Source organism: Nannocystis pusilla (genome assembly GCF_026626665.1).
Taxonomy (GTDB): domain Bacteria; phylum Myxococcota_A; class Polyangia; order Nannocystales; family Nannocystaceae; genus Nannocystis; species Nannocystis pusilla.
This window is the reverse complement of record NZ_JAPNKE010000002.1, coordinates 2,907,707-2,931,670: the sequence shown is the minus strand read 5'-3', so window position 1 is coordinate 2,931,670 and position 23,964 is coordinate 2,907,707. Positions and strand designations below refer to the sequence as shown.

Annotated in this window: 21 protein-coding genes and 1 pseudogene; 14 read left to right on the top strand and 8 right to left on the bottom strand. The window is 73.1% G+C overall.

Annotated features, from left to right (window positions below):
- Positions 1–57: 57 nt before the first annotated feature.
- Both ftsH and tilS read right to left on the bottom strand, forming a co-directional pair.
- On the bottom strand, positions 58–1,977 hold the full coding sequence (ftsH, locus tag OV079_RS12735) for an ATP-dependent zinc metalloprotease FtsH (RefSeq protein ID WP_338088892.1): 1,920 nt from the start codon (positions 1,975–1,977) through the stop codon (positions 58–60).
- On the bottom strand, positions 1,974–3,134 hold the full coding sequence (tilS, locus tag OV079_RS12730) for a tRNA lysidine(34) synthetase TilS (RefSeq protein WP_267768592.1): 1,161 nt from the start codon (positions 3,132–3,134) through the stop codon (positions 1,974–1,976). Before tilS ends, ftsH begins: the two co-directional genes overlap by 4 nt.
- A gap of 29 nt (positions 3,135–3,163) precedes the next feature.
- On the opposite strand from tilS, the gene OV079_RS12725 reads away from it, so the two are divergent.
- Positions 3,164–4,909 carry a DUF6178 family protein gene (locus OV079_RS12725; RefSeq protein ID WP_267768591.1) on the top strand — a complete coding sequence of 582 codons (1,746 nt, stop codon included), beginning with the start codon at positions 3,164–3,166 and terminating at the stop codon, positions 4,907–4,909.
- A 375-nt stretch (positions 4,910–5,284) separates the two neighbouring features.
- Here OV079_RS12725 and OV079_RS12720 read toward each other — a convergent pair whose 3' ends face one another.
- The 3 genes and pseudogenes from OV079_RS12720 to OV079_RS12715 form a co-directional block, all read right to left on the bottom strand.
- The gene (locus OV079_RS12720; protein WP_267768590.1) at positions 5,285–5,683 is read right to left on the bottom strand and encodes a hypothetical protein; all 399 of its coding nucleotides are present in this window, start codon (positions 5,681–5,683) and stop codon (positions 5,285–5,287) included.
- Positions 5,653–5,856: pseudogene (locus tag OV079_RS57750) on the bottom strand (PDZ domain-containing protein); the annotation flags it as partial. The gene OV079_RS12720 and the pseudogene OV079_RS57750, both read right to left, overlap by 31 nt.
- Positions 5,769–6,800 (bottom strand): S1C family serine protease, encoded by a 1,032-nt coding sequence (locus OV079_RS12715; protein WP_267768589.1) that lies wholly within the window; start codon positions 6,798–6,800, stop codon positions 5,769–5,771. The gene OV079_RS12715 and the pseudogene OV079_RS57750, both read right to left, overlap by 88 nt.
- Positions 6,801–7,447: 647 nt before the next feature.
- Here OV079_RS12715 and OV079_RS12710 point away from each other — a divergent pair.
- The 10 genes from OV079_RS12710 to OV079_RS12665 all read left to right on the top strand — a co-directional run bounded on the left by OV079_RS12710 (position 7,448) and on the right by OV079_RS12665 (position 16,173).
- Entirely contained in the window at positions 7,448–7,759 is a 312-nt protein-coding gene (locus OV079_RS12710) for a hypothetical protein (RefSeq protein ID WP_267768588.1), read from the top strand.
- On the top strand, positions 7,693–8,466 hold the full coding sequence (locus tag OV079_RS12705; RefSeq protein ID WP_267768586.1) for a polyprenyl synthetase family protein: 774 nt from the start codon (positions 7,693–7,695) through the stop codon (positions 8,464–8,466). The genes OV079_RS12710 and OV079_RS12705 overlap by 67 nt, the downstream gene beginning before the upstream one ends.
- Positions 8,467–8,577: 111 nt before the next feature.
- Positions 8,578–9,345: a ubiquinone/menaquinone biosynthesis methyltransferase gene (locus tag OV079_RS12700; RefSeq protein WP_267768584.1), complete on the top strand. Its 768-nt coding sequence runs from the start codon at positions 8,578–8,580 to the stop codon at positions 9,343–9,345.
- Complete coding sequence (locus tag OV079_RS12695; protein ID WP_267768583.1) at positions 9,342–10,166, top strand: UbiX family flavin prenyltransferase; 825 nt, start codon at positions 9,342–9,344, stop codon at positions 10,164–10,166. Before OV079_RS12700 ends, OV079_RS12695 begins: the two co-directional genes overlap by 4 nt.
- The gene (locus OV079_RS12690; protein WP_267768581.1) at positions 10,163–10,891 is read left to right on the top strand and encodes a hypothetical protein; all 729 of its coding nucleotides are present in this window, start codon (positions 10,163–10,165) and stop codon (positions 10,889–10,891) included. Before OV079_RS12695 ends, OV079_RS12690 begins: the two co-directional genes overlap by 4 nt.
- On the top strand, positions 10,888–12,126 hold the full coding sequence (mqnE, locus tag OV079_RS12685) for an aminofutalosine synthase MqnE (RefSeq protein ID WP_267768579.1): 1,239 nt from the start codon (positions 10,888–10,890) through the stop codon (positions 12,124–12,126). The genes OV079_RS12690 and mqnE overlap by 4 nt, the downstream gene beginning before the upstream one ends.
- Before the next feature lie 802 nt (positions 12,127–12,928).
- Entirely contained in the window at positions 12,929–13,216 is a 288-nt protein-coding gene (locus tag OV079_RS12680) for a hypothetical protein (RefSeq protein WP_267768578.1), read from the top strand.
- Entirely contained in the window at positions 13,171–14,331 is a 1,161-nt protein-coding gene (locus tag OV079_RS12675) for a glycosyltransferase family 2 protein (protein ID WP_267768577.1), read from the top strand. The genes OV079_RS12680 and OV079_RS12675 overlap by 46 nt, the downstream gene beginning before the upstream one ends.
- A gap of 10 nt (positions 14,332–14,341) precedes the next feature.
- Entirely contained in the window at positions 14,342–15,748 is a 1,407-nt protein-coding gene (locus OV079_RS12670; RefSeq protein WP_267768574.1) for a hypothetical protein, read from the top strand.
- Positions 15,712–16,173: a hypothetical protein gene (locus OV079_RS12665; RefSeq protein ID WP_267768573.1), complete on the top strand. Its 462-nt coding sequence runs from the start codon at positions 15,712–15,714 to the stop codon at positions 16,171–16,173. The genes OV079_RS12670 and OV079_RS12665 overlap by 37 nt, the downstream gene beginning before the upstream one ends.
- Positions 16,174–16,551: 378 nt before the next feature.
- On the opposite strand, the gene OV079_RS12660 is transcribed toward OV079_RS12665, so the two are convergent.
- The 3 genes from OV079_RS12660 to OV079_RS12650 all read right to left on the bottom strand — a co-directional run bounded on the left by OV079_RS12660 (position 16,552) and on the right by OV079_RS12650 (position 21,391).
- The gene (locus OV079_RS12660) at positions 16,552–17,355 is read right to left on the bottom strand and encodes an SPOR domain-containing protein (protein WP_267768572.1); all 804 of its coding nucleotides are present in this window, start codon (positions 17,353–17,355) and stop codon (positions 16,552–16,554) included.
- Between the two features lie 235 nt (positions 17,356–17,590).
- A complete protein-coding gene (locus OV079_RS12655) occupies positions 17,591–19,585 on the bottom strand; it encodes a hypothetical protein (protein WP_267768569.1) in 1,995 nt (664 codons plus the stop codon).
- A gap of 231 nt (positions 19,586–19,816) precedes the next feature.
- Positions 19,817–21,391 (bottom strand): VanW family protein, encoded by a 1,575-nt coding sequence (locus tag OV079_RS12650; protein ID WP_267768566.1) that lies wholly within the window; start codon positions 21,389–21,391, stop codon positions 19,817–19,819.
- A gap of 338 nt (positions 21,392–21,729) precedes the next feature.
- Here OV079_RS12650 and OV079_RS12645 point away from each other — a divergent pair, with 338 nt between their 5' ends.
- Genes OV079_RS12645 through OV079_RS12635 form a run of 3 tightly spaced genes read left to right on the top strand, consistent with a single transcriptional unit; the run spans position 21,730 to position 23,956 of the window.
- Positions 21,730–21,939: a hypothetical protein gene (locus tag OV079_RS12645; RefSeq protein WP_267768564.1), complete on the top strand. Its 210-nt coding sequence runs from the start codon at positions 21,730–21,732 to the stop codon at positions 21,937–21,939.
- The gene (locus tag OV079_RS12640) at positions 21,873–23,042 is read left to right on the top strand and encodes a HEAT repeat domain-containing protein (protein WP_267768562.1); all 1,170 of its coding nucleotides are present in this window, start codon (positions 21,873–21,875) and stop codon (positions 23,040–23,042) included. The genes OV079_RS12645 and OV079_RS12640 overlap by 67 nt, the downstream gene beginning before the upstream one ends.
- Before the next feature lie 53 nt (positions 23,043–23,095).
- Entirely contained in the window at positions 23,096–23,956 is an 861-nt protein-coding gene (locus OV079_RS12635; protein WP_267768560.1) for an SCE4755 family polysaccharide monooxygenase-like protein, read from the top strand.
- Positions 23,957–23,964 lie beyond the last annotated feature (8 nt).

The window sequence follows — 23,964 nt, the reverse complement described above, 5'->3', positions numbered from 1 at the left end:
CGACCCAACGAAAACGGCCGGGCTTGCGGGCCCGGCCGTCTCTTGCTCCGCGGTCGCTCAGGAGGGCTCGGCGACGAGGCCGCCCGGGGGCACCGGCGCGGGCTTGCGGCTCGGCTCGCTGGTGGGGACCGGGGCGCTGTTGCGGGCGCGGGTCGGCGGGAGCGGGCGGCCGTCGATGACGGTGGCGACCTCGACCGCGGACAGCACCTCGCGCTCGAACAGGGCGCGGGCGAGGCGCTGGAGCGCCTCGGCCTTGGTGGTGAGCAGCTCCTTGGCGAGCGTGTACTGACGGGTGACGATGTCGTGGATCGTGCGGTCGATCGCCTGGGCCGTCGACTCGGAGTAGTTGGGCGACTGCTGGATCTCGCGGCCGAGGAAGGGCTGGCTCTCGGCCTTGGTGTAGGCGACCGGGCCGAGTTCGTCGCTCATGCCCCACTCGCACACCATCTTGCGGGCGAGGGCGGTGGCGCGCTCGATGTCGTTGCTGGCGCCGGTGGTCTTCTGGCCATTGAAGGCGATCTCTTCGGCGATCCGGCCGGCCATGAGGATGGCGATCTGGGCCAGGGCCTGCTCGCGGTCGAGGCTGTAGCGGTCCTCTTCGGGCAGCTGCTGGGTGACGCCGAGGGCGCGGCCGCGGGGGATGATCGTGACCTTGTGGATCGGGTCGACGGTCTCCTTGGGCAGGCTCATCGCCACGAGGGTGTGGCCGGCCTCGTGCCACGCGGTGGTCCAGCGCTCCTTCTCGGAGATGATGGCGCTCTTGCGCTCGGAGCCCATCAGGACCTTGTCCTTGGCGCGGTCGAAGTCGTCCTCGTGGACGCGGTCGCGGCCGTTGCGGGCGGCCATCAGCGCGGCCTCGTTGACGAGGTTCTCGAGGTCGGCGCCGGAGAAGCCGGGGGTGCCGCGGGCGATCAGGCTGACGTCGACGGTGTCGTCGACCGGGACCTTGCGGGTGTGGACCTTGAGGATCGCCTCGCGGCCGCGCACGTCGGGCAGGCCGACGATGATCCGGCGGTCGAAGCGGCCGGGGCGGAGCAGGGCGGGGTCGAGGACGTCGGGGCGGTTGGTGGCGGCGACGAGGATGACGCCGTCGTTCGACTCGAAGCCGTCCATCTCGACGAGCAGCTGGTTGAGGGTCTGCTCGCGCTCGTCGTGGCCGCCGCCGAGGCCGGTGCCGCGGTGGCGACCGACGGCGTCGATCTCGTCGATGAAGATGATGCAGGGGGCGTTCTTCTTGCCCTGCTCGAACAGGTCGCGCACGCGCGAGGCGCCGACGCCGACGAACATCTCGACGAAGTCGGAGCCGCTGATGCTGAAGAACGCGACGCCGGCCTCGCCCGCGATGGCCTTGGCGAGCAGGGTCTTGCCGGTGCCCGGAGGGCCCATCAGCAGCACGCCCTTGGGGATCCGGCCGCCGACGCGCAGGTACTTCCGCGTGTCGCGGAGGAAGTCGATGATCTCCTCGACGTCCTCGCGGGCCTCGTCGACGCCGGCGACGTCCTTGAAGGTGACCTTGTTCTGGTGCTCGTTGAGCAGGCGCGCCTTGCTCTTGCCGAAGTTCATCGCCCGCCCGCCGCCGGCCTGCATCTGGCGCATGAACACGACCATCAGCACGACGATGAAGATCAGCGGGAGGTACATCAGCGCGAACTGCAGCAGCGCGCTGTCCTCCTCGGGCTCGACGCGGTAGTCGATCTGCTTCTCGCTCAGCTTCTGGTACAGGTTCTCGGCGACGGGGCCGGTGGCCTGGTAGGTCTTGCCGTCGAGGTCGTACGAGATGTCGACGTAGCTCGGGTGGACCGCGATCACCATGTTCGAGCTGTGCTTGAGCGACCCCCAGTCGCGGTCGACCGTCTCGACGAACTTCGCGTACGAGATGTTGACCACCTCGTGGCTGGTGTTGAACATGTTGGCCAGCGCGAGCACGCCTACGATCAGGCCGAGCCACACCAGGAGGGTCTTCGTCTGCTGTTTCACGGTGAGAAGGTTCCAGAGCCGCGCCTGGAGCTTTGCGAGCATAGCGGAAGACGGATCGCCCGGCCAGCCGCGCGGGTCCGGATCGCGCACGTTCGCCGCTCTGCTCGCCGTCCGGGCCGTACCTCGGCGCTACGGGCCCGGATCTCCGCGCCGGGAGCGGCCCCCGCGAGCGTGAGGCCTTGGCGGTCCAGGCGCACGTGAACGCCGGGACGCAGGTGCCAAACATGGGGCCGGAGCACCGCGTCGGTGCCCCCGAGCGCTGCGGCGCGCGCGAGCACGGCGCGGTCGATGTCCTCGATCACGGCCGCTCGCAGCGCCCCGAGGTCGGCGCCCCCGAGGCCGCAGATCCGGCGCAGGACCCGGGTCCGCACCGCTCGCGGCAAGACGTGCAGATCGTCGGTCGACCACCGAGTGGCCGGACCTCGCCGCCGCGCGGCCTCCTCGCGCTCGGCCCAGCCGGCTAGCGCCTCCTCCGCGTCGGCGGCGTGTGTGGCGAGACACACGAGCGCCGCCTCGACGCGCGGGTTGAAGTCCCGCAGCTCCGGCAGCACGCGCTCGCGCACCCGCACGCGCGGCTGCTCCTCGTCGGCGTTGGTCGGGTCGTCGACGAAGGGCAAACCCATGCGCTCGCACAGGGCCCGCGTGGCGGCCCGCGGCAGCTCCAGCAGCGGCCGCAGCCACGGCGCTTCCCACGGCCGCATCGCCGCGAGGCCCTCGAGTCCGCAGCCGCGGGCGGCGTGCATGAGCAAGGTCTCGGCCTGATCGGTGGCCGTGTGACCCAGCGCGATCGCGTCGCACGCGTGCGCCGACGCGAACGCACACAACGCGGCGCGCCGGGCCTCGCGAGCCCGCGCGGGCAGGCCCGAACCTGGCGTAAGGGACAGGCGCGTCGCGACCGACGGGAGCCCGCGCTGCGCGGCCGCCCGCGCGACCGCCGCGGCCTCGTCGGCCGACTCGCGGCGCAGGCCGTGGTCGACGTGGGCGACGATCAAGGCGAGCGCTTCGTCGCGGGCGAGGAGGTGGAGCAGGCCGACGAGCGCGGTCGAGTCGGCGCCGCCGGAGCACGCGACGAGGAGCCGCCGCGGAGAGCCGGCGGCGCGGAGGCTGCGGCGGACCAGGCCGAGAGCGCTGGCGATGGTCGGGTGGCGGGGTGGCACGCGCGTGCGGCGATGATACCTTCCCGCCGATGACCTCGCCCGCAGAGCTCCCCCGCGCCGGCTACGACCTCGCCAGCGTGCAGCGCGATCCGCTCTCGCTCGATCAGCGCGACGACCTCCCGGAGCTCGTGCCGACGCTGCCGCCGACCGCGTTCGTGCAGATCGCCCGCGGGCTGCGCGACGAGGACCGCCTCGACCTGGTGCTGCCGCACGCGTCGCCCGAACAATTGACGGCGCTGCTCGACCTCGACGGCTGGTCGCGCGATCGCCTGGCCGTCGAGAAGGCGCGCGGGTGGCTGGTGGCGATCGTCGACGCGTACGCGATGACGGGCAAGCGGCGCGGGCACCTGCGCAACGTGATCGAGGACATGGACCCCGAGATGTGGACGATGGCGCTGCTGCCCGGCACCGCCGTCTACGAGCTCGATCCGGACGACGTCGAGCTGCGCGACCAGGCGCTGGCGGCCGTCGACGCGCTGTTCCCCTACGAGACGCCCGACGGCGGCTTCATCGTCGCGGTGCCGGACAACGAGCTCGGTCACATGGCCATCCACGTGCTCGAGCGGGTCTACGCCGACGACCTGCAGCTCGGCCGCGACATGACGCTGTCGCTGCGCGAGGCCCTGCCGGCCCAGCTCGAGGAAGATCTGCTGCGCTGGCGCAGCGGTCGCCTCGCCGACCTCGGGTTCGTCGACTGGGAGGAGGCGATGAAGCTGTTCCGCCCGCTCGACGCCAAGTCGGCGCGCGAGGCCGCGGCGGAGCCGACGACTCCGGCCCCGGTGCGCGAGGGCGAGGCGCTGTCGGTGGCTTTCCCGTCGCCGTCGGCGGGGCTGCTCCGGCGGGTGCTCGGCGGGCTCCCGGCCGGCGAGCAGGGCGTGCGCGCGCGCGAGTTCACGTTGCTGGTCAACGAATTGATGTCGGCCCAGCGCAGCGAGCCGGGCGATCCGAAGGCGCAGGAGCGGGCGTTCCACCAGGCCGAGGCGACGGTCAGCCTCGGGCTCGAGGTGCTGCTGGTCGGCCTCGGCCTGCCGCCGGCCGAGGTCGATCCGTTCCTGGCCGGACGGATCGCGGCGCTCGGGCTGCGCGGGGTGTTCCGCGTCGGCTACGGGCCGCTGGCGACGCTGCGCAAGACGGCGCTGGCGCTGCACCGCGAGGGCCGGGTGTCGCTGTCGAAGATCGGGTCGCTGCTCGATCGCCCGTGGGGGCCGGCGCTCGAGGGGCTGTCGCGGTGGTTGCCCGAGCTGCCGATCGAGTCGGCCGGCAGCGGCTGGCGCCCGATCGCGGGCCTGCGCGACGTGGCCCGCGCGACCGAGCTCTTGGCCCAGGCCGGCGCGCTGGCGGCGTTGACGTTCGACCCGCGCGGCTACGCGATCGACCCGCAGTGGGTGAGCCGCGTCGACGAGCCCGATCGCCTGACGCTCGGCGACCTGGTGCGCACGTCGGCGCTGCGCCGGCAGCTGCCCGGGATGTCCGAAGAGACAGCCGCGGCGTTCGCCCCGGTCGACGCCGACGACCTGGCCTGGGCCGCCGACCACCTGTTGGTGAACGGCCGCCTGGCGCCGGCCCTGGCCGCCGACCTGCGCAAGCGCTGCCTGGCGATCGGGGCGCCGCAGCACGCGGAGGCGTTCGTGTCCGCGGTGCTGCTGCGGCTCGAGGTCGAGCTCGGGGCGCTCGAGCGCGACGAGGAGGGCGCGGTCGACCTGAGGCGCGCCGGCGGGGTGATCACGCCGCAGCGGATCGGCGTGTGGCTCAAGACCGGGCTGTCGGCGTCCTGAAGGCCGGCGAGCGGGCTCCGGCGTGGGGAGCTGCTCGTTCGGGCATGCTCGAACGGGCATGCTCGAACATGCATGTTCGATGGGACATGCTCGCAGGAGCATGCTCCATGGGCCAGGCGTAGCGATCCGTGCGTCGCGACCGTCGACCCGGACGAAGTGGTTCGTCGGGCGAGCTCGCGGAGTCGGTTCGCCCGCGCAGGCGTCGGGCAAAGCCGTCGTCGCGCGAGCTCGCGGAGTCGGTTCGCCCGCGCAGACGTCGGGCAAAGCCGTCGTCGCGCGAGCTCGCGGAGTCGGTTCGCCCGCGCAGGCGTCGGGTAAAGCCGTCGTCGAGCGAGACCAGGGAGCCGTTTCGCCGGCGCGGAGTGGGCCAGGTCGTCAGTCCGGCGAGACCGGGAAGTCGCGCACGCGGAGGGCGCGGCCGTCGGCGAGGACGAAGCCGACCTGCACGGCGGCGAAGCGGCCGATCTGGCGCAGCTCGGTGAGCAGCGGGCCGAGGTCGTCGCGGCTCTCGACCGGGATGCCGGCGATCTCGGACACCCGGGCGTTGCGCAGCAGCTCGCGGCCGCGGCTGCGCGAGATCGGGGCGTCGGGGCGCAGATCCTTGACGATCGGCTCGCGGCGCGACTCGTCGAGGCGGAGGCCGAGCAGGGCGTCGGCGTCGATGAGGACCTGCTGGTCGGGCGGGGCGGCGGCGACCGGGATGTTGAACGAGAGCCGGTCCTTGCCGCGGACGACGGTGAGGTTCAGGACCTCGCCCGGGAGCAGGCCGCGCACGGTCGAGACGAAGTGGTTGGCGAGGCGCAGCGGGCCTCGGGGCCGGTGCCGAAGGAGTCGAAGCGCTGACCCTGGGCCTCGACGATCAGGTCGTCCTTGCGCAGGCCGGCGGCGTCGGCGGGGCGGCCGGGCAGGACGCGGCTGACGCGGAGGCCGTTCTGGTAGCCGAGCGCGCGAGCGTCGTCGTCGAGCTCGCCGTTGGGCGCGACCTCGGCGCCGACCTGGCCGAGCGCGCGCCGTGGCCGGCGCGCAGGGCCTCGAGCAGGGCGGCGATGTGATCGATGGGGATGGCGAAGGCGATGCCCTGGGCGCGCTCGAGGGTGGCGGTGGTGATGCCGACGAGCTGGCCGCGGAGGTTGAAGATCGGGCCGCCCGAGTTGCCGAGGTTGATGGCGGCGTCGAGCTGCAGGAGCGGGGTCTGTCGGCTGCGCAGCAGGCCGGTGCGGCCGATCGCGGCGACGATGCCCTGGGCCACGCTGTGCTCGAGCCCGAGCGGGTTGCCGACGGCGAACACGCTCTCGCCGACGCGCAGCTCGTGCGAGCGGCCGCGCGTGGCGAAGGCGAACCGCTCGGCGCTGTCGGCCGGGCGCAGGCGCAGGAGGGCGATGTCGCGGTCGCGGTCGGCGACCAGCAGCTCGGCCGGCAGCTCGCGACCGTCGACGAAGCGGGCGCGGATCGGCTGGGCCAGGGCCGAGGCGTCGGTCACGCCGCCGAGGACACGCTGCTTGGGGTCGCGGATCTGGCCGGCCACGACGTGGTAGTTGGTGAGGACCAAACCTGTCTCATCGACCAGGACGCCGGCGCCGAGAGCGTCGGTGCCGCTGAGGGTGACGACCGCGTCGCGCGTGCGCTCGACGGCCTCGACGAGGCTCGGTCCGCCGTCGCCGCGGACCTCGGGGCAGTCGCACACGGCGGGCGGAGCGACGGGCGGCAGGGCAGGGACCGGCACGGACGGCGCGGGGCTGTCGACAGGGACAGGTGCGGGCGGCGCGGTCTGGATGCCGACCAGCACCGCGACCCCGCCGAGCAGCACGCCGAGCACCGCGGCTCCGGCGGCGATCCACAGCGATTCGCCGCGCGCAGGTCGCGGCTCGGGTCCCGGGGCAGTCGTGGGCATCGTCGGGACAACCTAGCGCGTCCTCGCCGCATTCCCAAATGGCCGCCGAGGGCCGGCGGCGAGGGCGGCGGACGCGGTTCACGGACCTCCGAGGGACGCGCTCGCTCGCCCCGGCGAGGCCGGCGGCAGGCGACGCTCGCTCGCCCCGCAGCCGCATCGGCGAGGCCGGCGGCAGGCGACGCTCGCTCGTCCCGCAGCCGGACCGGTGAGGCCGGCGGCAGGCCGCTCGCTCGCCCCGCAGCCGAACCGTTGAGGCCGGCGGCGGGACGCTCGCTCGTCCCGCAGCCGAACCGGTGAGGCCCAGGGTCAGCGACGCGTTCGCGGGGACCGCTGCGCCCGGCCGGGGTAGGCGACGCGCTCGCTCGGTCCGCCGCGCGGCGACCCGCCGTCGAAGCTGCTCCGCCGTGCGCTCGGTGTCCCGCGATCGGGATCGTGCTTGCGAGGGGCGGCAGCGCGATCGCCGGCCGCGGCCGCGACGCCGGGTCGCAGGCGCGGATCTTCGCCCCCGGCATGTCATGCTCGGGCCGGCGGGCCGATCCGGGCGCCCGCGTGAGAAAATGGCCGCCGGGCGCGTGGTGGCGAGGTGAGCCGCGCGCGCGTTTCTGGCATCCTCTCGCACCTGCGGCGCCGCGCCGCGCCGCCTGCCAATGACACCTCCGGCCACGCACGCAGCCCTGCAGTCCTCGCCCGCTACCCCAGGAACGGCGCTCGAGCAGGCCGTCGGCCTCGTCGCCGGCGAGCTCTCCGAGGTGGACGCGCGGCTCGAGCAGCTGCTGCAGTCGTCGATAGCGATCATCCCCGAGCTCGGAGGCAAGCTCGCGTTCGCCGGCGGCAAGCGGTTCCGGCCGCTGGTCACGTTGTTGGCGCGCGCGCGGCCGGCTTCATCGACCCGGTGCGGATCACGATCGCGGCCGTCGGCGAGCTGCTGCACACGGCGACCCTGCTCCACGACGACGTGATCGACGGCGGCGAATTCCGCCGCGGACGGCCCACGGCGCGCCTGCAGTACGGCAACGGCATGGCGGTGCTCACCGGCGATTTCTGCCTCGCGCGCGCGATGCAGGCGATCGCCTACTCGGGCCGGCTGCCCGCGGTGCAGACGCTCTCGGACGCGGTCACGCGGATGGCCGAGGGCGAGGTGGCGCAGCTCGAGATCGCCGGCGACGCGGCGCCCGACAAGGCCCGCTACTACCTCGTCATCGAGCGCAAGACCGCGGCGCTGATCGCCTGGTGCGCCAGCGTCGGCGGCCTGCCGGCGCCGGAGCGGTCGGTCGCGCTGCACCGCTACGGGCTCGAGATCGGCTACGCGTTCCAGATCGCCGACGACGTGCTCGACTACGCCGGCGACCCCCACGACACCGGCAAGACCCGCGGCCAGGACCTGCGCGACGGCAAGCTGACCCTGCCGCTGATCCTCGCCTGCGAGCGCGATCCCGGGCTCCAGCGCGCGGTCCACCAGCTGCTCGCCCACGGGCCGCCGGTCGACGGCGAGGCCGCCGAGGCGATCGTCGCCCGGGTCGCCGCGTCGCCCGGGGTCGAGCTGGCGGCCCGCGCCGCCGAGACCCACGCCGAGACCGCGGTCGCGCAGCTGGCCGAGCTGCCGCCGTCGTCGGCCCGCGACGCCCTGGTCGAGCTGGCCCGCAGCGTGTCGCGCCGCGTCAGCTGAGCGCCCGGCGCCTGGCGCAAGGCACATGTCGCAAAGTACCTGTCCGATTCACCCTGTCGCTTCCGCCCTGTCCTGACGTTCCTGTCCGAACCGACCTGCCCCGAGGACCCGATGACTGAGCCCGCACCGCTCGCCGAGACCGTCGCCGCGATCGACGCCCACGGGGCCCGCGTGCAAGGCATGTTCTCCGACATCGCCCGCGGCTACGACCGCGCCAACCGGTGGATGAGCCTCGGGATCGACGTGCTGTGGCGCCGCCGGGCGGTCGCCGAGGTGCTGCCCGCGGGGGCCGGCGCGGGCGGGGCGCGGCCGCGGATCCTCGACCTGTGCGCCGGCACGCTCGACTCGACGCTCGAGCTGCACCGCCGCTACCCCGAGGCCGACATCGTCGGCGGCGACTTCTCGGCCGGGATGCTGGCCGTCGGCGAGGCCAAGCTGCAGGGCCCGGCGCGGGCGCGGATCGTCGCCCGCGAGATGGACGCGCACGCGCTGCCCGAGCCCGACGCGAGCTTCGACGCGGTGTTCTGCGCGTTCGGGGCGAGAAACCTCAGCGACCTCGAGGCCGCCACGCGCGAGCAGCTGCGGGTGCTGCGGCCCGGCGGTCGGCTGACGGTGCTCGAGTTCTTCCGCCCGCGCGGGCTGTTCTCGCGCACGTTCCACGCCTGCTACAACCGCACGGTGCTGCCGGTGGTCGGCTGGGCGGCGACCGGCAACCTTGGGGCGTACCTCTACCTGCCGCGCAGCATCGGCGCGTTCGTGACGATCGAGGACTACGGCGCGCTGCTGGAGCGGGCCAATCTGCGCGTGGTCGGGAGCGAGCGGCTGTTCGGCGGGGTGGCCGGGATCGTCCGGGCCGAGCGGCCGGGAGGTGGCACATGAAGTTGGTCGTGATCGTGACTGGGGCGAGCGGGGCGATCTACGCCCGCCGGTTGCTGCATGTCCTCGCGGACCTGTGCGCCGGGACATGGCCGAACGAACCTGCCCACAAGGACCTGCAGGTCGACTGGGTGGCGTCGGCGACGGCGCCGCAGGTGTGGCTGACCGAGCTCGGCGAGCCGATGCCGCAGGAGATCGGGGCGCCGGCGTTCGCGGCCCCGGCCGACGCGCCCGAGGACCGGCCGGTCCCGCCGTCGCTGCCGAGCGCGGCGGCGGCGCGGCGCGAGTCGGGCCCGCTGCGGGCCAGCCCGCCGACCGAGGTGTTCGGCTCGAACGTGCTGGCGCGCGGGGCCCGGGCGCTGAGCCCGTCGGGGACGCCGACGCTGCGCTCGGGCGGGTCGTCGGAGTCGCCGCCGCTGGTCAGCCAGATCCGCCGCTGGGACCGGCAGGACTTCTCGGCCCCGTTCGCGTCCGGCAGCAACGCGCCCGACGCGGTGCTGGTGATGCCGTGCTCGATGAGCGCGCTCAGCCGGGTGGCCCACGGCGGCGGCGAGGACCTGGCGGCCCGCGCCTGCGAGGTCGCGCTCAAGGAGCGGCGGCGCCTGGTCCTGGTCGTGCGCGAGACGCCGCTGAGCCTCGTGCACCTGCGCAACATGGTGGCGGCGACCGAGGCCGGGGCCGTCATCCTGCCGGCCGTTCCTTCTTTCTACGGCGGCATCCAGACGCTCGAGGAGGCGGTCGACACCGTGGTCGCCCGCGCCCTCGACCACGTCGGGCTCCGCGTCGCGCTGACGCGCCGCTGGGGCGCCCCGGAGAGCGCATGACGCCCGCCGAGCTCGCGCGCCTGTTCGACCTGCCCGCCGAGGCCGGCGCCCGCGCTCAGGCGGCCCGCGCGGCCCACTTCGGCCGCCGGGTCCTCGTCCGCGGGGTCGCGCCGCACGCGTCGCCGGCCGTGGCCGCGCTGGTGCGCGAAGGCAGGCCGGCGCTGGTCGATCTGGCGAGCTGGTCCGAAGAGCATGTCGCGCAGGCCATGGCGGATGGGGCAGGGCCCTCGGGACAGGTAGCTACGGACATGTCCGATGGCGCCGGTCCGAACGGGCACGCGAGCGGCGATCCGGGTTGGCCCGAGCCGGGGGCGCTGCGGGCGGGCGACCGCCTGGTGCTGCAGGTCGACCGATCGCGGCTCGGCGCCTACTTCGAGTACCTGAGCCGGCTGGCGACCGCGGCTCCGGAGGGGCTGTCGGTCGCGCCGTTCTGCGCCCTGGCGGGCGGGCTGATGCGCCTGCACCTGATCGCGGCCGCGCGCGTGGCCCTGCCGGGGCGGGTGCGCGTGGAGGCGCGGCACGATCTGCTGGGCATCCGCCTGGCCCAGGTCGCGCTCGGCTTCGGCGCCGACACTCTCGCCGGTCCGCTGGCCCAGACGCGCAAGCTGCCGCTGGCAGGGGTGCCCCGCCCGGACGAGGCGACCCCCGCGGGCCTGGCCGCGCTGATCGAGCGCGCCGGGCTCGAACCTGTCCTTGACGACATGACCTCGGAGACATTGCCATGAGCGAATCCGCCGCCCATCCGTCCGCCGCCCACGCCTCCGACGCCGCCGCGCCGGCGATCCACACCGGCGACCGGAGCTTCGCCGCGATCGCGGCCAAGGTGCGCGCCGGGGTACCGTTAGGCCGCGACGACGGGGTCGCGCTGTACCGCCACCGCGACCTGCTGGGCCTCGGGGCGCTGGCCAACGAGGTCCGCGAGCGCCTCCACGGCGACCGCACCTACTTCAACGTCAACCTGCACATCAACCCGACCAACGTGTGCGAGGCGGACTGCAAGTTCTGCTCGTTCGCCCGCCTGACGCCGGACATGCCGCAGGCGTACACGATGACGGTCGAGCAGGTGCGGCAGAAGGTGATCGAGCGGGCACACCAGCCGATCACCGAGGTCCACGTGGTCAACGGGCTGCACCCGGGGGTGCCGTTCTCGTACTACACGGACATCCTGCGCGGGCTCAAGGAGCTGCGCCCGGACGTGCACCTGAAGGCGTACACGGCGGTCGAGATCCACTACTTCGCCGAGAAGTACGGGATGACCTACGAGGCGGTGCTGCGGGCGCTGATCGAGGCCGGCCTCGGCAGCCTGCCGGGCGGCGGGGCCGAGATCTTCGCCGACCGCGTGCGCCGCAAGATCTGCCGCGACAAGGCCGACGCGCGTCAGTGGCTCGAGGTCCATCGCACGGCCCACCGCCTGGGCCTCCGCACCAACTGCACGATGCTCTACGGCACCGTGGAGACGCTCGAGGAGCGGGTCGAGCACATGCTGGCGCTGCGCGAGCTGCAGGCCGAGACCGGCGGGTTCCAGACCTTCATCCCGCTGGCCTTCCACAACGAGCACAACGACTTCCGCAAGCTGCCCGAGCCGACCGGGGTCGACGACCTGCGCACGTACGCGGTCGCCCGCCTGATGCTTCACAACATCCCGCACATCAAGGCCTACTGGGTGATGATCGGGGTGAAGACGGCCCAGATCGCGCTGAGCTTCGGCGTCGACGATGTCGACGGCACGGTGCAGGAAGAAAAAATCTATCACATGGCCGGCGCAGACACGCCGATGGCGCTGTCCCGCGCGGAGCTGGTGCGGCTCATCCGCGAGGCCGGTCGCACCGCCGTCGAACGCGACACGCTCTACGGGGTGCGCTGGATCGACGACGGGGCGCCGCTGCCGGAGATCCGGATGGACGCGAGCGTGCCGTTCTCGGGGCACAGCGACCGCGTGCAGCTGCCCGTGGTGCGCTGAGCGCCTCCGCGGCGGGGCACGGGGCCGCGCCGAGAGACGCGACGCCGAACGTCGGCGCGGGGTGTCGTCTCTCCACCGCCGGCTCGCGGCACCCGGGATACCTGGTCTTTCAGCCAGGTCATCCGTCGAGGTGCCCGACGGCGATCGGTAGAGGACCGAAGCGGCGAGACGAGGCGCCGCGGACGGAGGACTCGCTCGCGGACGTCGAGCGCGCGGCGCTGCGGGTCCCACTGGAGACTCCCAGGCTCGAGCATTCCGTCGGGCCACGCCGATTCGATGGCACCTGCCGGGCCGGTCCGGGACCCCCGGGATTGCGTGGTGCCCTGATTCCTCGCATTCCTGGGATTGCAGGGAAATGCCTCCTTCCAGCGTCTGGGCGTGCCCCGGAGCGGCGTCTCAGGGCGTTTGGCTGCGGCGGCGAGCACGGAGGAAGGGGGATTCGTCGATTGAAAAAAAAATCAGCCGACGTCGATTTCGTGAGGCGAGCGCTCGGTGCGGATGACATTCATCGTAGCGCCGCGGGATGCGCGTTCCAGGCGCGATTCTGCCTCTCTGAGGATTTCTGGCGGCTCAGTCCGGTGATTGGCGCCACCTCCGCCGTGCTTGCGATCATTCGTGGCAGTATTTGCGGCATATCGTCGCCGTGAATCTTTCCCCGCCGAAGGAATCGGTCGCAAATGGCGCTAGTACGGCGTTCTGGCGGGCGGGCGACCGGTTCCGGTGGTGCGCGCGCCCCGCGATTCGCGGCCCCGGGCCATGACCCGGCACTCCCGCCTTCGCATTCCACGACGGAGAATCATCGATGCATCGTCAAACTTCGAGACGGCCGGATCCGGCCCGCAATCAGGTGACCGCGCGGCTGCAGTCGCTGCTCGGGCGGGCCGTGCCCGAAGCGGGGCGCGGGCGGCCGGGGCCGATTGATCCGCTGCTCAAGCTGGCCATCGTCTGCGCCCTCGCGGGCCTCATCGCCGTGCCGCTTCACTACGGGCTGTCGCCGTTCCTCGTCGAGTTCGACGAGCTGGTGGTCTGCCGGTGCTGCGCGCGGTGCTCGTCACCAGCGGCGCGCTGCTGCTCGGGCACGCGGCGCTGACCCTGTTCTTCTCGCTGCTGTACCGGCCGACGCCGGCGCCGCGCGAGGGCCTGCCGCGCTGCACCGTGATCGTGCCGGCGTACAACGAGGGGCCGATGGTGGGGGTCGCGCTCGGATCGATCCTCGTCGGCGATTATCCGCGCGACCGGCTCGAGGTCCTCGCCATCGACGACGGCTCGACCGACGACACGTGGACGCACATCCAGCGGATCGCGCGCGAGCACCCCGACGTGGTGCGGGCGATCCGGATGCCGAAGAACGGTGGCAAGCGCGAGGCGCTGCGCGCGGGGTTCTCGGCGGCCACGGGCGAGGTCGTGGTCTCGGTCGACTCCGACTCGCGCCTCGACCCGGACGCGCTGCGCCAGATCGTGGCGCCGATCATGGCCGACGCGCGGGTGGCCGCGGTCGCCGGCAAGGTGCTGGTGCTGAACCGCTACAGCGGGCTCATCACCCGTCTGCTGGCGATCCGCTTCTTCCTCGCGTTCGACCTCGGGCGGGCCGCGCAGTCGCGGTTCGGCGCGGTGCTGTGCTGCCCGGGGGCGCTCACGGCCTATCGCCGGTCGGCGGTGATGGCGGTGCTCGATCGCTGGGCGACGCAGACGTTCCTCGGCGAGCCGTGCACGATCGGCGAGGATCGAGCGCTGACGACCTGGCTGCTGCGCACCGGTCACCGGGCGGTGTACCAGTCGACCGCGGTCGTCCACACTCTGGTGCCGACGCACTACGCCGGGCTGACGCGGATGTACCTGCGGTGGGAGCGAGGCAACCTGCGCGAGGGGCTGACGCTGCTGCCGGTGCTGCTGACCCGCTGGCGCCGCGAGGACCGCTGGTGGCCGACGATCGACATCCTGCTCGAGCTCGGCCAGGTGCCGCTGGCGTGCGTGGCGGTGGTGTTGCTGGTGACGCACCTGCTGGCGGCGCCGCTCGACATCCTCCGCGTGGTGGCGACGATCTCGGTGTTCGCGCTGGTGCAGTCGCTGTACACGCTGCGGTCCGAGCGCAGCACCGACTTCCTGTACGGGGTGGGCTACGCGTTCTTCGCGTTCCTGTGCCTGCAGTGGATCTACCCCTGGTCGCTGGTCACCGTGCGCAACGGCCGGTGGCTGACGCGCTGACGGACGCGCCGTGCCGCCGATGCTCGGGTGGCTGCCGCTCGGGGCGGCGGCGTTGTGGCTCGGAGGACATGTCCTTGCGACCATGTTGCTGCCGGGCCCGGAGCCGCTGCGCGAGCGGCTGTGCCTCGGCCTGACGATCGCGCTGGCGGCCGCGTTCGGGCTGGTGGAGCTGCTCGGGGCGCTCGGTTGGCTGACGGGGTCTGCGGCGCTCGTCGGGTGCCTGGGTCTCGCCGCGGCGGTGACGCGACGGGCCGGGCTGGGGGCCGTGCGGCGCGACGCGGCAGGGCTCGGGCGGGTGGCGCTCGCGGCGCTGCGCGGGCCTTGGGCGCTCGCGGCGGTCGCGGGGCTCGTCGCGGTCGGGCTGGCGTCGCTGGCGGCGCTGTGGCTCGAGTCGTGGGGCTGGGACGCGCTGGCGTATCACCTGCCGCCGGTGCACGACGCGCTGCAGACCGGCCGCGTGCGCGAGGTGCCGACGCACGTGGCGTACGTGCGCGCGTATCCGCAGGCGATCGAGCGGGTGTTCACGCTGTGGCGGCTGCTCTTGCCGGACGAGCGGCTGGTCGACCTGGGGCAGCTGCCGTTCGCGCTGGCCGGCGCGGCCGGACTGGCGACTCTGGCGCGGCGCGCCGGGGTGCGAGCGGGGCGCGCGGCCGGGCTGGCGCTGGCCTGGTGGGCCACGCCCGTGGTGATGCTGCAGCTCGCGCACGCGTACGTCGACGTGGCCCACGCGGCGCTGGCCGTGCTCGCGGTGGTGTTCGTGACGGGGCCGGTCGATCGCGGGCGGCTGGTCGGCGCAGCGCTGGCGCTCGGGCTGTTCCTCGGGAGCAAGCCGTCAGCGCCGCTGCCGTTCGTGCTGCTGGCGGCGACGCTGGCGATCCGCGGCGGCCGGCAGTGGCCGGGGGCGCTGGCGGCCGTCGCGGCGGCGCTGGTGCTCGGGGGCGAGAGCTACGCGCGCGGCTGGCTGGTCCACGGCAACCCGGTGTGGCCGGTGGCGCTGCAGGCGGGGCCGATCGCGCTGCCCGGGCCGGTGACCGCGAGCATGTTCTTCGTGCTCCAGACGCCGCCGGGCTTCGCGGAGCTGGCCTGGTGGGACCGGCTGGCGGCGTCGTGGTCGACGCTGCCGGGACCGGGCGCGTACGGCTACGACATGCGGCTCGGGCTGCACGGGCCGGTGCATCTGCTGCTGCCGCTGGCGATCGTCAGTCTGGCCTTCGGGACATGTCGTCGGAGGTCGCTGGCGATCGCGCTGCTCGGGGTGGTGAGCCTGGCGACGCCGGCGGCGTTCTGGCCGCGCTTCACCCTGGCGCTGCCGGGCGCGCTGCTGGTCGCGCTGGCGGCGGGCAGCGAGGGCTGGCCGCGGCGGGGCGGGCGCTCGTCGACGTGTCGATCGGGGCGCTGGCGCTCGCAGGGGTGGTGATGGCGGCGCCGGGGTTCACGCCGGATGGGCCGCCGATCTGGACGCTCGCGGGCGCGACGTCGCTGCAGCGGGCCGAGGCGGCGACGGCGATCGGACAGGCACGCGCCTGGCTGGCGGCGCGCGAGACGATCGGGGACGGCGAGTGCTTCGCGTACGACGAGAGCGTCGAGGTGCCGGGGCTGTTGTGGCGGCCGGACGGTCGCGGCCGGGTGGCCTACGTGCCGCCGGAGGTGGTCGAGGGGCCGGCGCTGGCGGCCTGGCTGGCGGCCGAGCGGGTGCGCGCGATCGCGGTCGATCGCGAGGGACCGCGCGCGGCGTGGTTGCGCGGACAGCCCGAGCGGTTCACGCGGCTGTTCTCGTGCCGCACCGCGACCTGCGAGGTGTTCGCGGTGCGAGCTCGTGAGGGCGCGGCGTCGATCCCGTGAGCCGCGGTGTCGGGTTCCGCTCAGGGGGCTTCGCTCCGCGTTGACCCTGCTCGGAGCGGACTCCGTGCGCGGCCCGTGTGGGCTACGGACGGCGAGTCGGTGGACTTTCTAGGTCTCAGGTCCGGTGACGACGCGGATCAGGAGCGCCGAGCGACGGTCCGGCGGGGCGGCATGGGCCTCGGGTGATGCCGGGACGAACATGAACTCGAGGGATGTCGGGCATGCAGCTTCGAGGCTTTTAGGACATGCTCTCGAGAGCATGTGTCGAATGACATGCATAAAAGGGCATGTCCTGGCGGACATGCCCCTTTATTTGAAGGCACAAATGAGAGAGGCCGCGGCCCCCGGGGAGCGCGGCCTCGCGCGGCGGCGCGTCGCTCACAGGGAGACGACGTAGGCGATCACCGACTCTTGCTTCTCGAACGCCAACTTGGCGGAGACGGCGGCGTCCCACGAGGTGAACTCGCCGAGCCGGACGCGGTGCCACATGCGGCCGGCGGTCTCGCCCGACTCGACGCGGACGTCGTGGCCGTTGCGGCGCAGCTTGTCGGCCAGCTTGGCGGCCTCGTCCTGGCTGGCGAACGCCTTCATCTGCAGCGCGAAGCCCTTCTTGCCCTTGGCGGCCGGGGCGTCGCCCTTGACGGCGGCGTCGCCCTTGACGGCGGCGACGATGCTGTCCTTGGCGGGCTCCTTCTCGACGATCGCGGCGGGCACCGGGGCGGCCGGCGGCTCGACGCTGGCGAGCGGCGGGAGGACCTTGGGCGCTGAGGCCATCGCCGGCTCCTTGCCGGGCGCGGGGATCGGCTTCTTGCTCTTCTTGTTCTTGCCGGGGACGCCGCCCATCGCGGCCTCACGCTCGGCGCGCACGACGTCCTCGTCGCGCGGCGGGACCGCCGGATCGCGGGTCTCCGGCACGCCCTCGGTCGCGGGGTGCTGGAGGCCGTCCTTGAAGCTGTACCCGGCGTCGGCGACCAGCGGCTCGGGGTCGGCGAGCACCGCTCGAGCCTCGTTCTGCGCGACGACCTGGGCGTTGGCGTGGCCGGCGTCGTTGCGCCGCCCGACCATCACGCCCAGCGCGAAGACGAAGCATCCGACCACCGACAGGCCGAAGAACAAAAAGAAGACCTGGCGGTTGTCGAGCGAGAAATCGACCTTTTCCTTCGAGGCGGTCAGCTCTGGCATGGTGGGGCTCCGGCGAATGCCTCCTTGTAGGTCAGGTCCGGTGTGGGACAAAAAATTCGGCGGCGCCGACGATCCGCCTCGTCGCCAGCCGCCGTCCGCCCGACGGCGCCGCGATCGGCGCGGTCGCGCGGGCGGCGGGTGATGGCGCGGCGTCAGTGCCTCGCTGGTGAGGGGGAGCGGCGGCGCCGCGTCGGCGCGGGTCGCAAGTCGCCGACGATGCCCCGGCTGCCGCCGGTCAGCCCTGGTAGGGCTGGTCGAACTCGTCCCAGGTGCCGGTGGGCTGCAGGCCGGTGCCGGGGAAGGCGTCGCGGTGGACGTCGGAGCGCAGCTCGTCGGCGGCGGCTGCGAGCGCCTCGATCGACAGCATGAGGTCGTTCATGACCGGATCCTCGGCGCCCTCGAGGTCGATGAACCACGTGCGCATGAACCGGCAGGCACGCAGGACCTCCTGGCGGTCGTAGACGGCGCCGGAGAGGGCCAGGTCCTCCTCGACCAGGTACAGCCACATGCGCGCGAAGTTGGCGAACATCCGCTGGTGGGTGGCGAAGCGCGGGTCGCCACCGGGCGGGTGGCTGAAGTTGTTCCGCAGCTGCTTGAACGAGAAGGTGCGGACGCTGGCGATCTTGCCGTGACCCTGGCGCACGTCGGCGACGTCGAACCAGTCGGCGGCGGCCGACTTGGCGACCGCGAGCTTGGCGACGAGGAAGGCGTGGTGGATGTCGTAGTGCGGCAGCAGGACTGCCTCGATGTAGTCGCCGACGATGGTGGCGAAGTCGTCCCCGGACAGCAGCAGGGCCGGGTCGCGCACCCACGCCATCAAGAACCAGCTCTGCTGGAACACCTGGCTCTGCTTGATCCGCGCCTCCTGGTAGGTCGGCTCGGAGTGGATGGTGTCGTCGACCGGCGGCGGCAGGAGGGTGCAGGGGTCGTCGTCGCCGGCGAAGCAGGCGTTGTCGTCGGTGCGCATCAGCGGCTGCACGCGCAGGAAGTCGCCGGCGTGCCAGATGGCGATCCGGTCGGCGGCGAGGGCGGTGTGCTGCTGGACAGGGCCGGCCTGGTCGACGAGGAAGTCGGGGTAGTCGTGCCGCTCGTTGCGCAGCTGATGCGAAAACGTCTGCAGCGAGCGCCACTTGAGGCGCATCCAGTTGCAGGCGCGGCGGTAGTACTGTGGATCGCCCATGCCGTCCAGCGGATCGACGCAGTCGGTCATGCCGGCGATGGCGTCGTAGTAGGCCCACAGCTTGCCGTCGTCGCCCGGATCGGCGAGGTACTGGTCGACGACGGCGAAGAAGGCGCCCTCCATGCCCGGCTTGGGCGCGGAGGCCATGCCCGGGTACCACTCGAACACGGAGAGGTGCGGGGCGCCGTAGAAGCCGTCCTCGGACAGGAGATCGAAGGGCAGGCCGAGGCGCAGCTGGGTGAGGTCGATGGCGTGGAGCTCGTCGTAGGCCTGGTGGGCCTGCTCGAGGGAGTCGACGGTGCCGCCGGCGAGCAGGAGCTGACGGTCGTCGAGGAGGTGGCGCATGAAGGCCTCGTCGCGCTCGTCCTGGGCCTGCGGATCGGTGACGTCGAGGCCGGGGGTGGTCTCGGGCCAGGGCAAATGGCCGGGCTGCAGCGGCCGGAACTTGGCCGGGTGCAGCAGCTCGGTGAGCTGGTGCTTCTGGCGCAGGGCGTGGACGTAGTCGACGAGGACGGCGGCCTGGGCGTCGTCGACGTGATCGAGGGCGCGGCGGACGATGGCGTCGTCCGAGAAGCCGACGCGGGCGAGGTCGTAGCCGTCAGGGCTGTGACAGCCGGCGCAGGCGCCCCGGATGCCGGGGAAGCGCCAGGTGTCGAGGCCGAGCTGCAAGGCCTGCTCGAGCTGGTCGGGCCCGAGCGGGTCGGAAGGATCGTAGGGCGGGCCGCAGCGGTCGTCGCCGGCAGGCGGACAGAGGAGCTCGGGCGGGTAGTCGACCGGGTCGCCGGGCTCGCCGGTGGTGCCCTCGGTGGGGTCGCCGGTGGGATCGCCGGTGGGATCGCCGGTGATCGGGTCGCTGGTCGAGTCGACCGAGGTGGTGGGTGTGGTGGTCGAGCCGGTGGGGCCGCTGGTGGCGCCCGTGAGGTCCGGCTCGGTCGCTGTCGCGGCGCTGGCCGAGGCCGGATCTCCGGTGCCGGCCTCCGTGCTGCCGTCGCCGCCGTTGCACGCAGTCCATAGCCATACGCCCGCCGCCACGCCGATGCTCCGCCGCATGCCCCACCTCCGCGGTGTTCACGGTAGCGAGGCCCGGGGCGCGGCGGTAGTGGCGTGGGCTGGCTCGGGTCTGTCTCTCGGGACAGATGATGCCGACGTCCCCGCGCAGCGGTTCAAAGGCGGCGCGCGAAAGCGGGGGCCGAGGGCGAGCGCGGGCGCGCGCGCGCGCGCGGCAGAGGCTGGTGCCGCGGAGCCACAGCGCTGCTGTCTGAAGAGACAGCAGCGCGGCGGCTACTGGACGATCCGCAGCTCGCGGGCCGGGTCGCGCAGGGGCTGCAGCTTCTTGGCCTCGGGCCGCTCGCCGCGGGGGTTGGTGCCGCGGCGGAGGATCTCGGTGGTGGGCGGGTAGAAGAGGTCCCAGGACTCGGTCTTCGCCACCTGGCCGGCCTGGTAGAGCTTGCGCGTGCGGACGACCTTGAAGCCTCGCATGCCGCGCTGCGACACGGTCTCGGCGCCGGAGGCGAGGGCGGAGTCGTTGCGGACGATGGTGTTGAAGGGCAGGACCTCCTGCACGCGCCGCTCGAAGGCGACCTCGTCGAACACCTTGCGCGCCCCGAGGACCTCGACCCGCACCTTGCCGGCGGCGACCCGGGTGTGAAACACGACCGGGAAGTCGAACGAGTTCTTGAGCTTCATGTCGACGTGGCCGTAGACGACGGTCGAGTCGAGGCCCATGTCGACGTAGGCGCTCGGCCGGCTGTGCGGCCGGCTGTGCAGGAGCTCGAGGCCGGCGAAGAAGGCGGCGCCGTAGAGGGTGGAGCTGATCTGGCAGATGCCGCCGCCCACGGTGTCGATCAGCTCGCCGTCGGCGATGCCGCCGGCGTAGCGATATCCAGCCTCGCCGGTGCGATCGCCGACGACCTGGTTGAAGGACATGACGGCGCCCGGCATCAGGACGTAACCGTCGAGCGGGGCGGCGCCGATCTTGAGGTTGTAGGCGCGGTCGGCGTAGTTCGCCTCGGTCGAGTAAGGGGTCTCGAAGGAGGCGAGGACGGCGCCGATGTCGAGGCCGTCGGCGATGCTGGCCCAAGGGTCAGGTACTTCGGGACCTGGCTGAGTGACCAGGTCGATGCGCTCGGCGCCGGAGGCCAGGCCGACGGCCACCGCCGACAGCGAGTCGAAGGCCGAGAGGCGAGTGCCGCGCTGGGCCGGCAGGACGCGCCGGTTGTCCATGTCGAAGCGAGTGGCGAGGCTGGGCCGCTCGACCTTGGGGGCGAGGGCGAGCAGCTGCTCGAGCGCGACGTCCTCGTTGAAGCGGAACCCGGGGGCGAGGTCGACGTCGCCGCGCAGGGCGCGGTCGCGGGCGCGCAGGTCGGCGAGCAGGTCGCCGCTGTGACCGACGCGCAGGGCGGCCGCGATCGCGGCCTCGGGCGCGGGGACGGCCCCGAGCGCGCGCGCGGTGGTCTCGACCTCCACGCCGGGGGCGGCGAGCACGAGCTTGCGGTCGAGGGCGGTGAGGACGGCGGTCTCGGCGATCGCGGGCAGCTCGGTGGCGGTCAGGCCGCCGACCTCGTGGCCGCCGAGGCGCACGCCGGCGACGACGTGGTCCTGGTCGCGGGCCGCGGCGAAGTCCTGCCAGAGAGCCGCGGCGACGGCGGCGAGGCCGATCGCCATGGCCGTGGATTCGAGCACCGGCAGGACGCCGAGACGACGTCGACGCGCGACAGGGGCGGTCTCGGGCGCTGCGTCAGAAGTCTCGAGGAGCTCGAGCGCGGGCGCGGCGGTCGGCACGAGCGTGCGCGGCTGGGCCCGGCGAGGGGCCAGCGTGCGGGCGGCCGCTGCGGCGCGCGGGGCTGGCTGCGACATACAGGGGGACGCTAGGCACGTCCGCGGCGGAAGTCCAAAAAACGGCGAAACAGCGGGCGCGATGGCTGGCGACTTACTCGGGCCGCCGGGTCGCAAGGGGTGTAGGGAGTCGGCGAGGTCGCGCGGCAGGTCGGAGACCGAGGCGGGGGCGCCGGGGCCGATCTGGAGGGACGCGCGGGCCGGGGTCGCTTGTTTCCGGGTCGGCCGCGGACGGCGGGAGCGAGGTTGCCGGAACCGGTCGCCCCGGGCGGCGTCCATCCGCGGTATGACGAGCCCCGTGGCGCCCGCCGAACCCTCCGGTCCCCCCTGGTTATGGTCCGCGTTCGCGCGGGATCCCCGTGCGCAACAAGCTGCTGGTCGCCGCGGTGATCGCCAACCTGGCCGGCATGATCGCGGCGGTCTACCTGGCCCGGCTCATCCGCGACGTGCCGGCCGAGGCGTCGATCGAGACCATGCTGCTGGTCGGGTACTACACTGCGATGTGCGCGGTCGCGGTCGCCGACGCGCTGCTCGTCGACGAGTTCATGTTCGGGGGGCGTTCCGCCTGACCCATCTGCAGGGCAAGGACCCGAAGTACGCCAAGGCGAGCGACGAGGCGGCGATGGTGGCGGCGACGATGCAGCGCTCGTCGGTCAGCTTCCCGATCGTGTTGTTGCTGTCCGGCGGGCTGACGTACCTGCTCTTCAACTTCGTGAACCAGGACTTCAACTCTTATTACCGAAGGGTTGGAATTCACGTCGGTTCTCTGCGAGGGGATGACCCCGAGAATCAGCCCCGCCGGCTGCAGGCGATCGCCGAGCTGTCGGTGCGCCGGCACCCCACGATCGTGCCGACCCTGCGCCAGCAGTTGGCGCGCGGAGGCGAGGTCGGAGCGTGGGCGGCCTGGGCGCTGGGGCGCTTCATCGACGTCACGTCCGAGCGCAAGGCCATCCTCGGCGACCTGCGGGCCGCGTTGAAGTCGCCGGACCCGAGCCTCCGGCGCGAGGCGCTGATCTCGCTGGCGCGCTACCAGGATCGCGAGGTGGCCGACCCACTCGTCGGTGAGCTCGAGCGCGACCTGGCGGCCGGGGTGATCGACCGCCGGCTGCTCATCGCGGCCGGGTACATCCAGGTGCCGAAGCTGTTGCCGGTGTTGCAGCAGGTTCTGCAGCGCGGCGACGAGAGGGCCCAGCGGGTGGCGGCGTGGGCGATCGCGCAGCACCGCGACCAGCGCGAGGCCAAGGACCTCGACACGATGCTGACGGATCGCCTGCCGTCGGCCGCGTTCCCGGTGCGCTGCGCGATCGTGTTCAGCCTCGGGATCCTCGGCAACGAGCGCGCGAACGTGCCCCTGATGCACGCGTACGACACCGCGACGCCGGAGGAGCGGACGACGACGTGCCCGGTCGAGGTGGTGTACCTCCGGCCCGACGGTCAGCAGGACCACTTCGACCTGCTCCTGCCGGTCGACAACTACGAGAACCACATCTTCAAGGGTTTGGGCCAAATCCGCGCCACATCTCCAGAAATTCGCGCTGAGGTCGAGCCGTGGCTGGAGCGCCTCGTGGCCGCGCACAAGGGCGACGGGACGCTCAAGGCCGAGCGCGCGCAGTCGCTGCTCGACGGGATCCGGAGCGCGCGCGACGACTCGAAGTTGGCGGCGCCGGAGTAGGCGCCGCGGCGCTGGAGCCGGTACAATCGGTGTGCGCGAAAGAGCACATCGACATGCACCGCTTCGCTTTTCCTGTCCTCGCGTTCGCCTCGCTCGCCATCACCGCGACGGCGGCGTCCGCCCACATCGCCCTGAGCTCGCCGTTGCCGCGGCACGTCGAGCAGAAGTCCGGACCGTGCGGGGTGGGGCCGAACGACGCGCGCGGGGACGAGGTCGCGACCTTCCAGGGCGGCGAGACGATCATGGTCCGCTGGACCGAGACGGTCGACCACCCGGGGCACTTCCGGATCAGCTTCGACAACGACGGGCACGACGACTTCGGCGACCCGGCGGGCTACGACGACTTCTACTCGAACCCGGCGGTGCTGGTCGACGAGATCGCCGACAAGAGCGGGCCGCAACAGATGTACGAGCAGGCGGTGACGCTGCCGCTGATGAGCTGCGACAACTGCACGCTGCAGGTCATCCAGGTGATGACCGACAAGCCGCCGTACGAGGTCGGGACCAACGACCTCTATTACCAGTGCGCCGACATCGTGCTCATGGGCGCGGCGGAGACGACCGGGGAGGAGACGACGGGCGAGGCGACGACGGGCGAGGCGACGACCGGCGAGGAGAGCACGGGCGAGACGACCGGCGTCGGCACCACCACGTCGGGCGAGCCCGGGACCTCGACCGGCGGGGACACGCAGCCGACCACGGGCGGCAACGTCGGGACGACGGCCGGCGACGGCACGACGGGCGACGGCACGACGGCCGCGAGCGGCAACGACAGCGAGGGGACGGGCAGCGCGACCGAGAGCATGTCGGGGGGCGAGGGCGGCTGCGGGTCGTGCCGCACGGACGGCGCCGGGGGCAGCGGCGCGGCGGCGGTCCTCTTGTTGCTGCTCGCGCGCCGGAGGCGGCGTGCTTAGCACCCGGC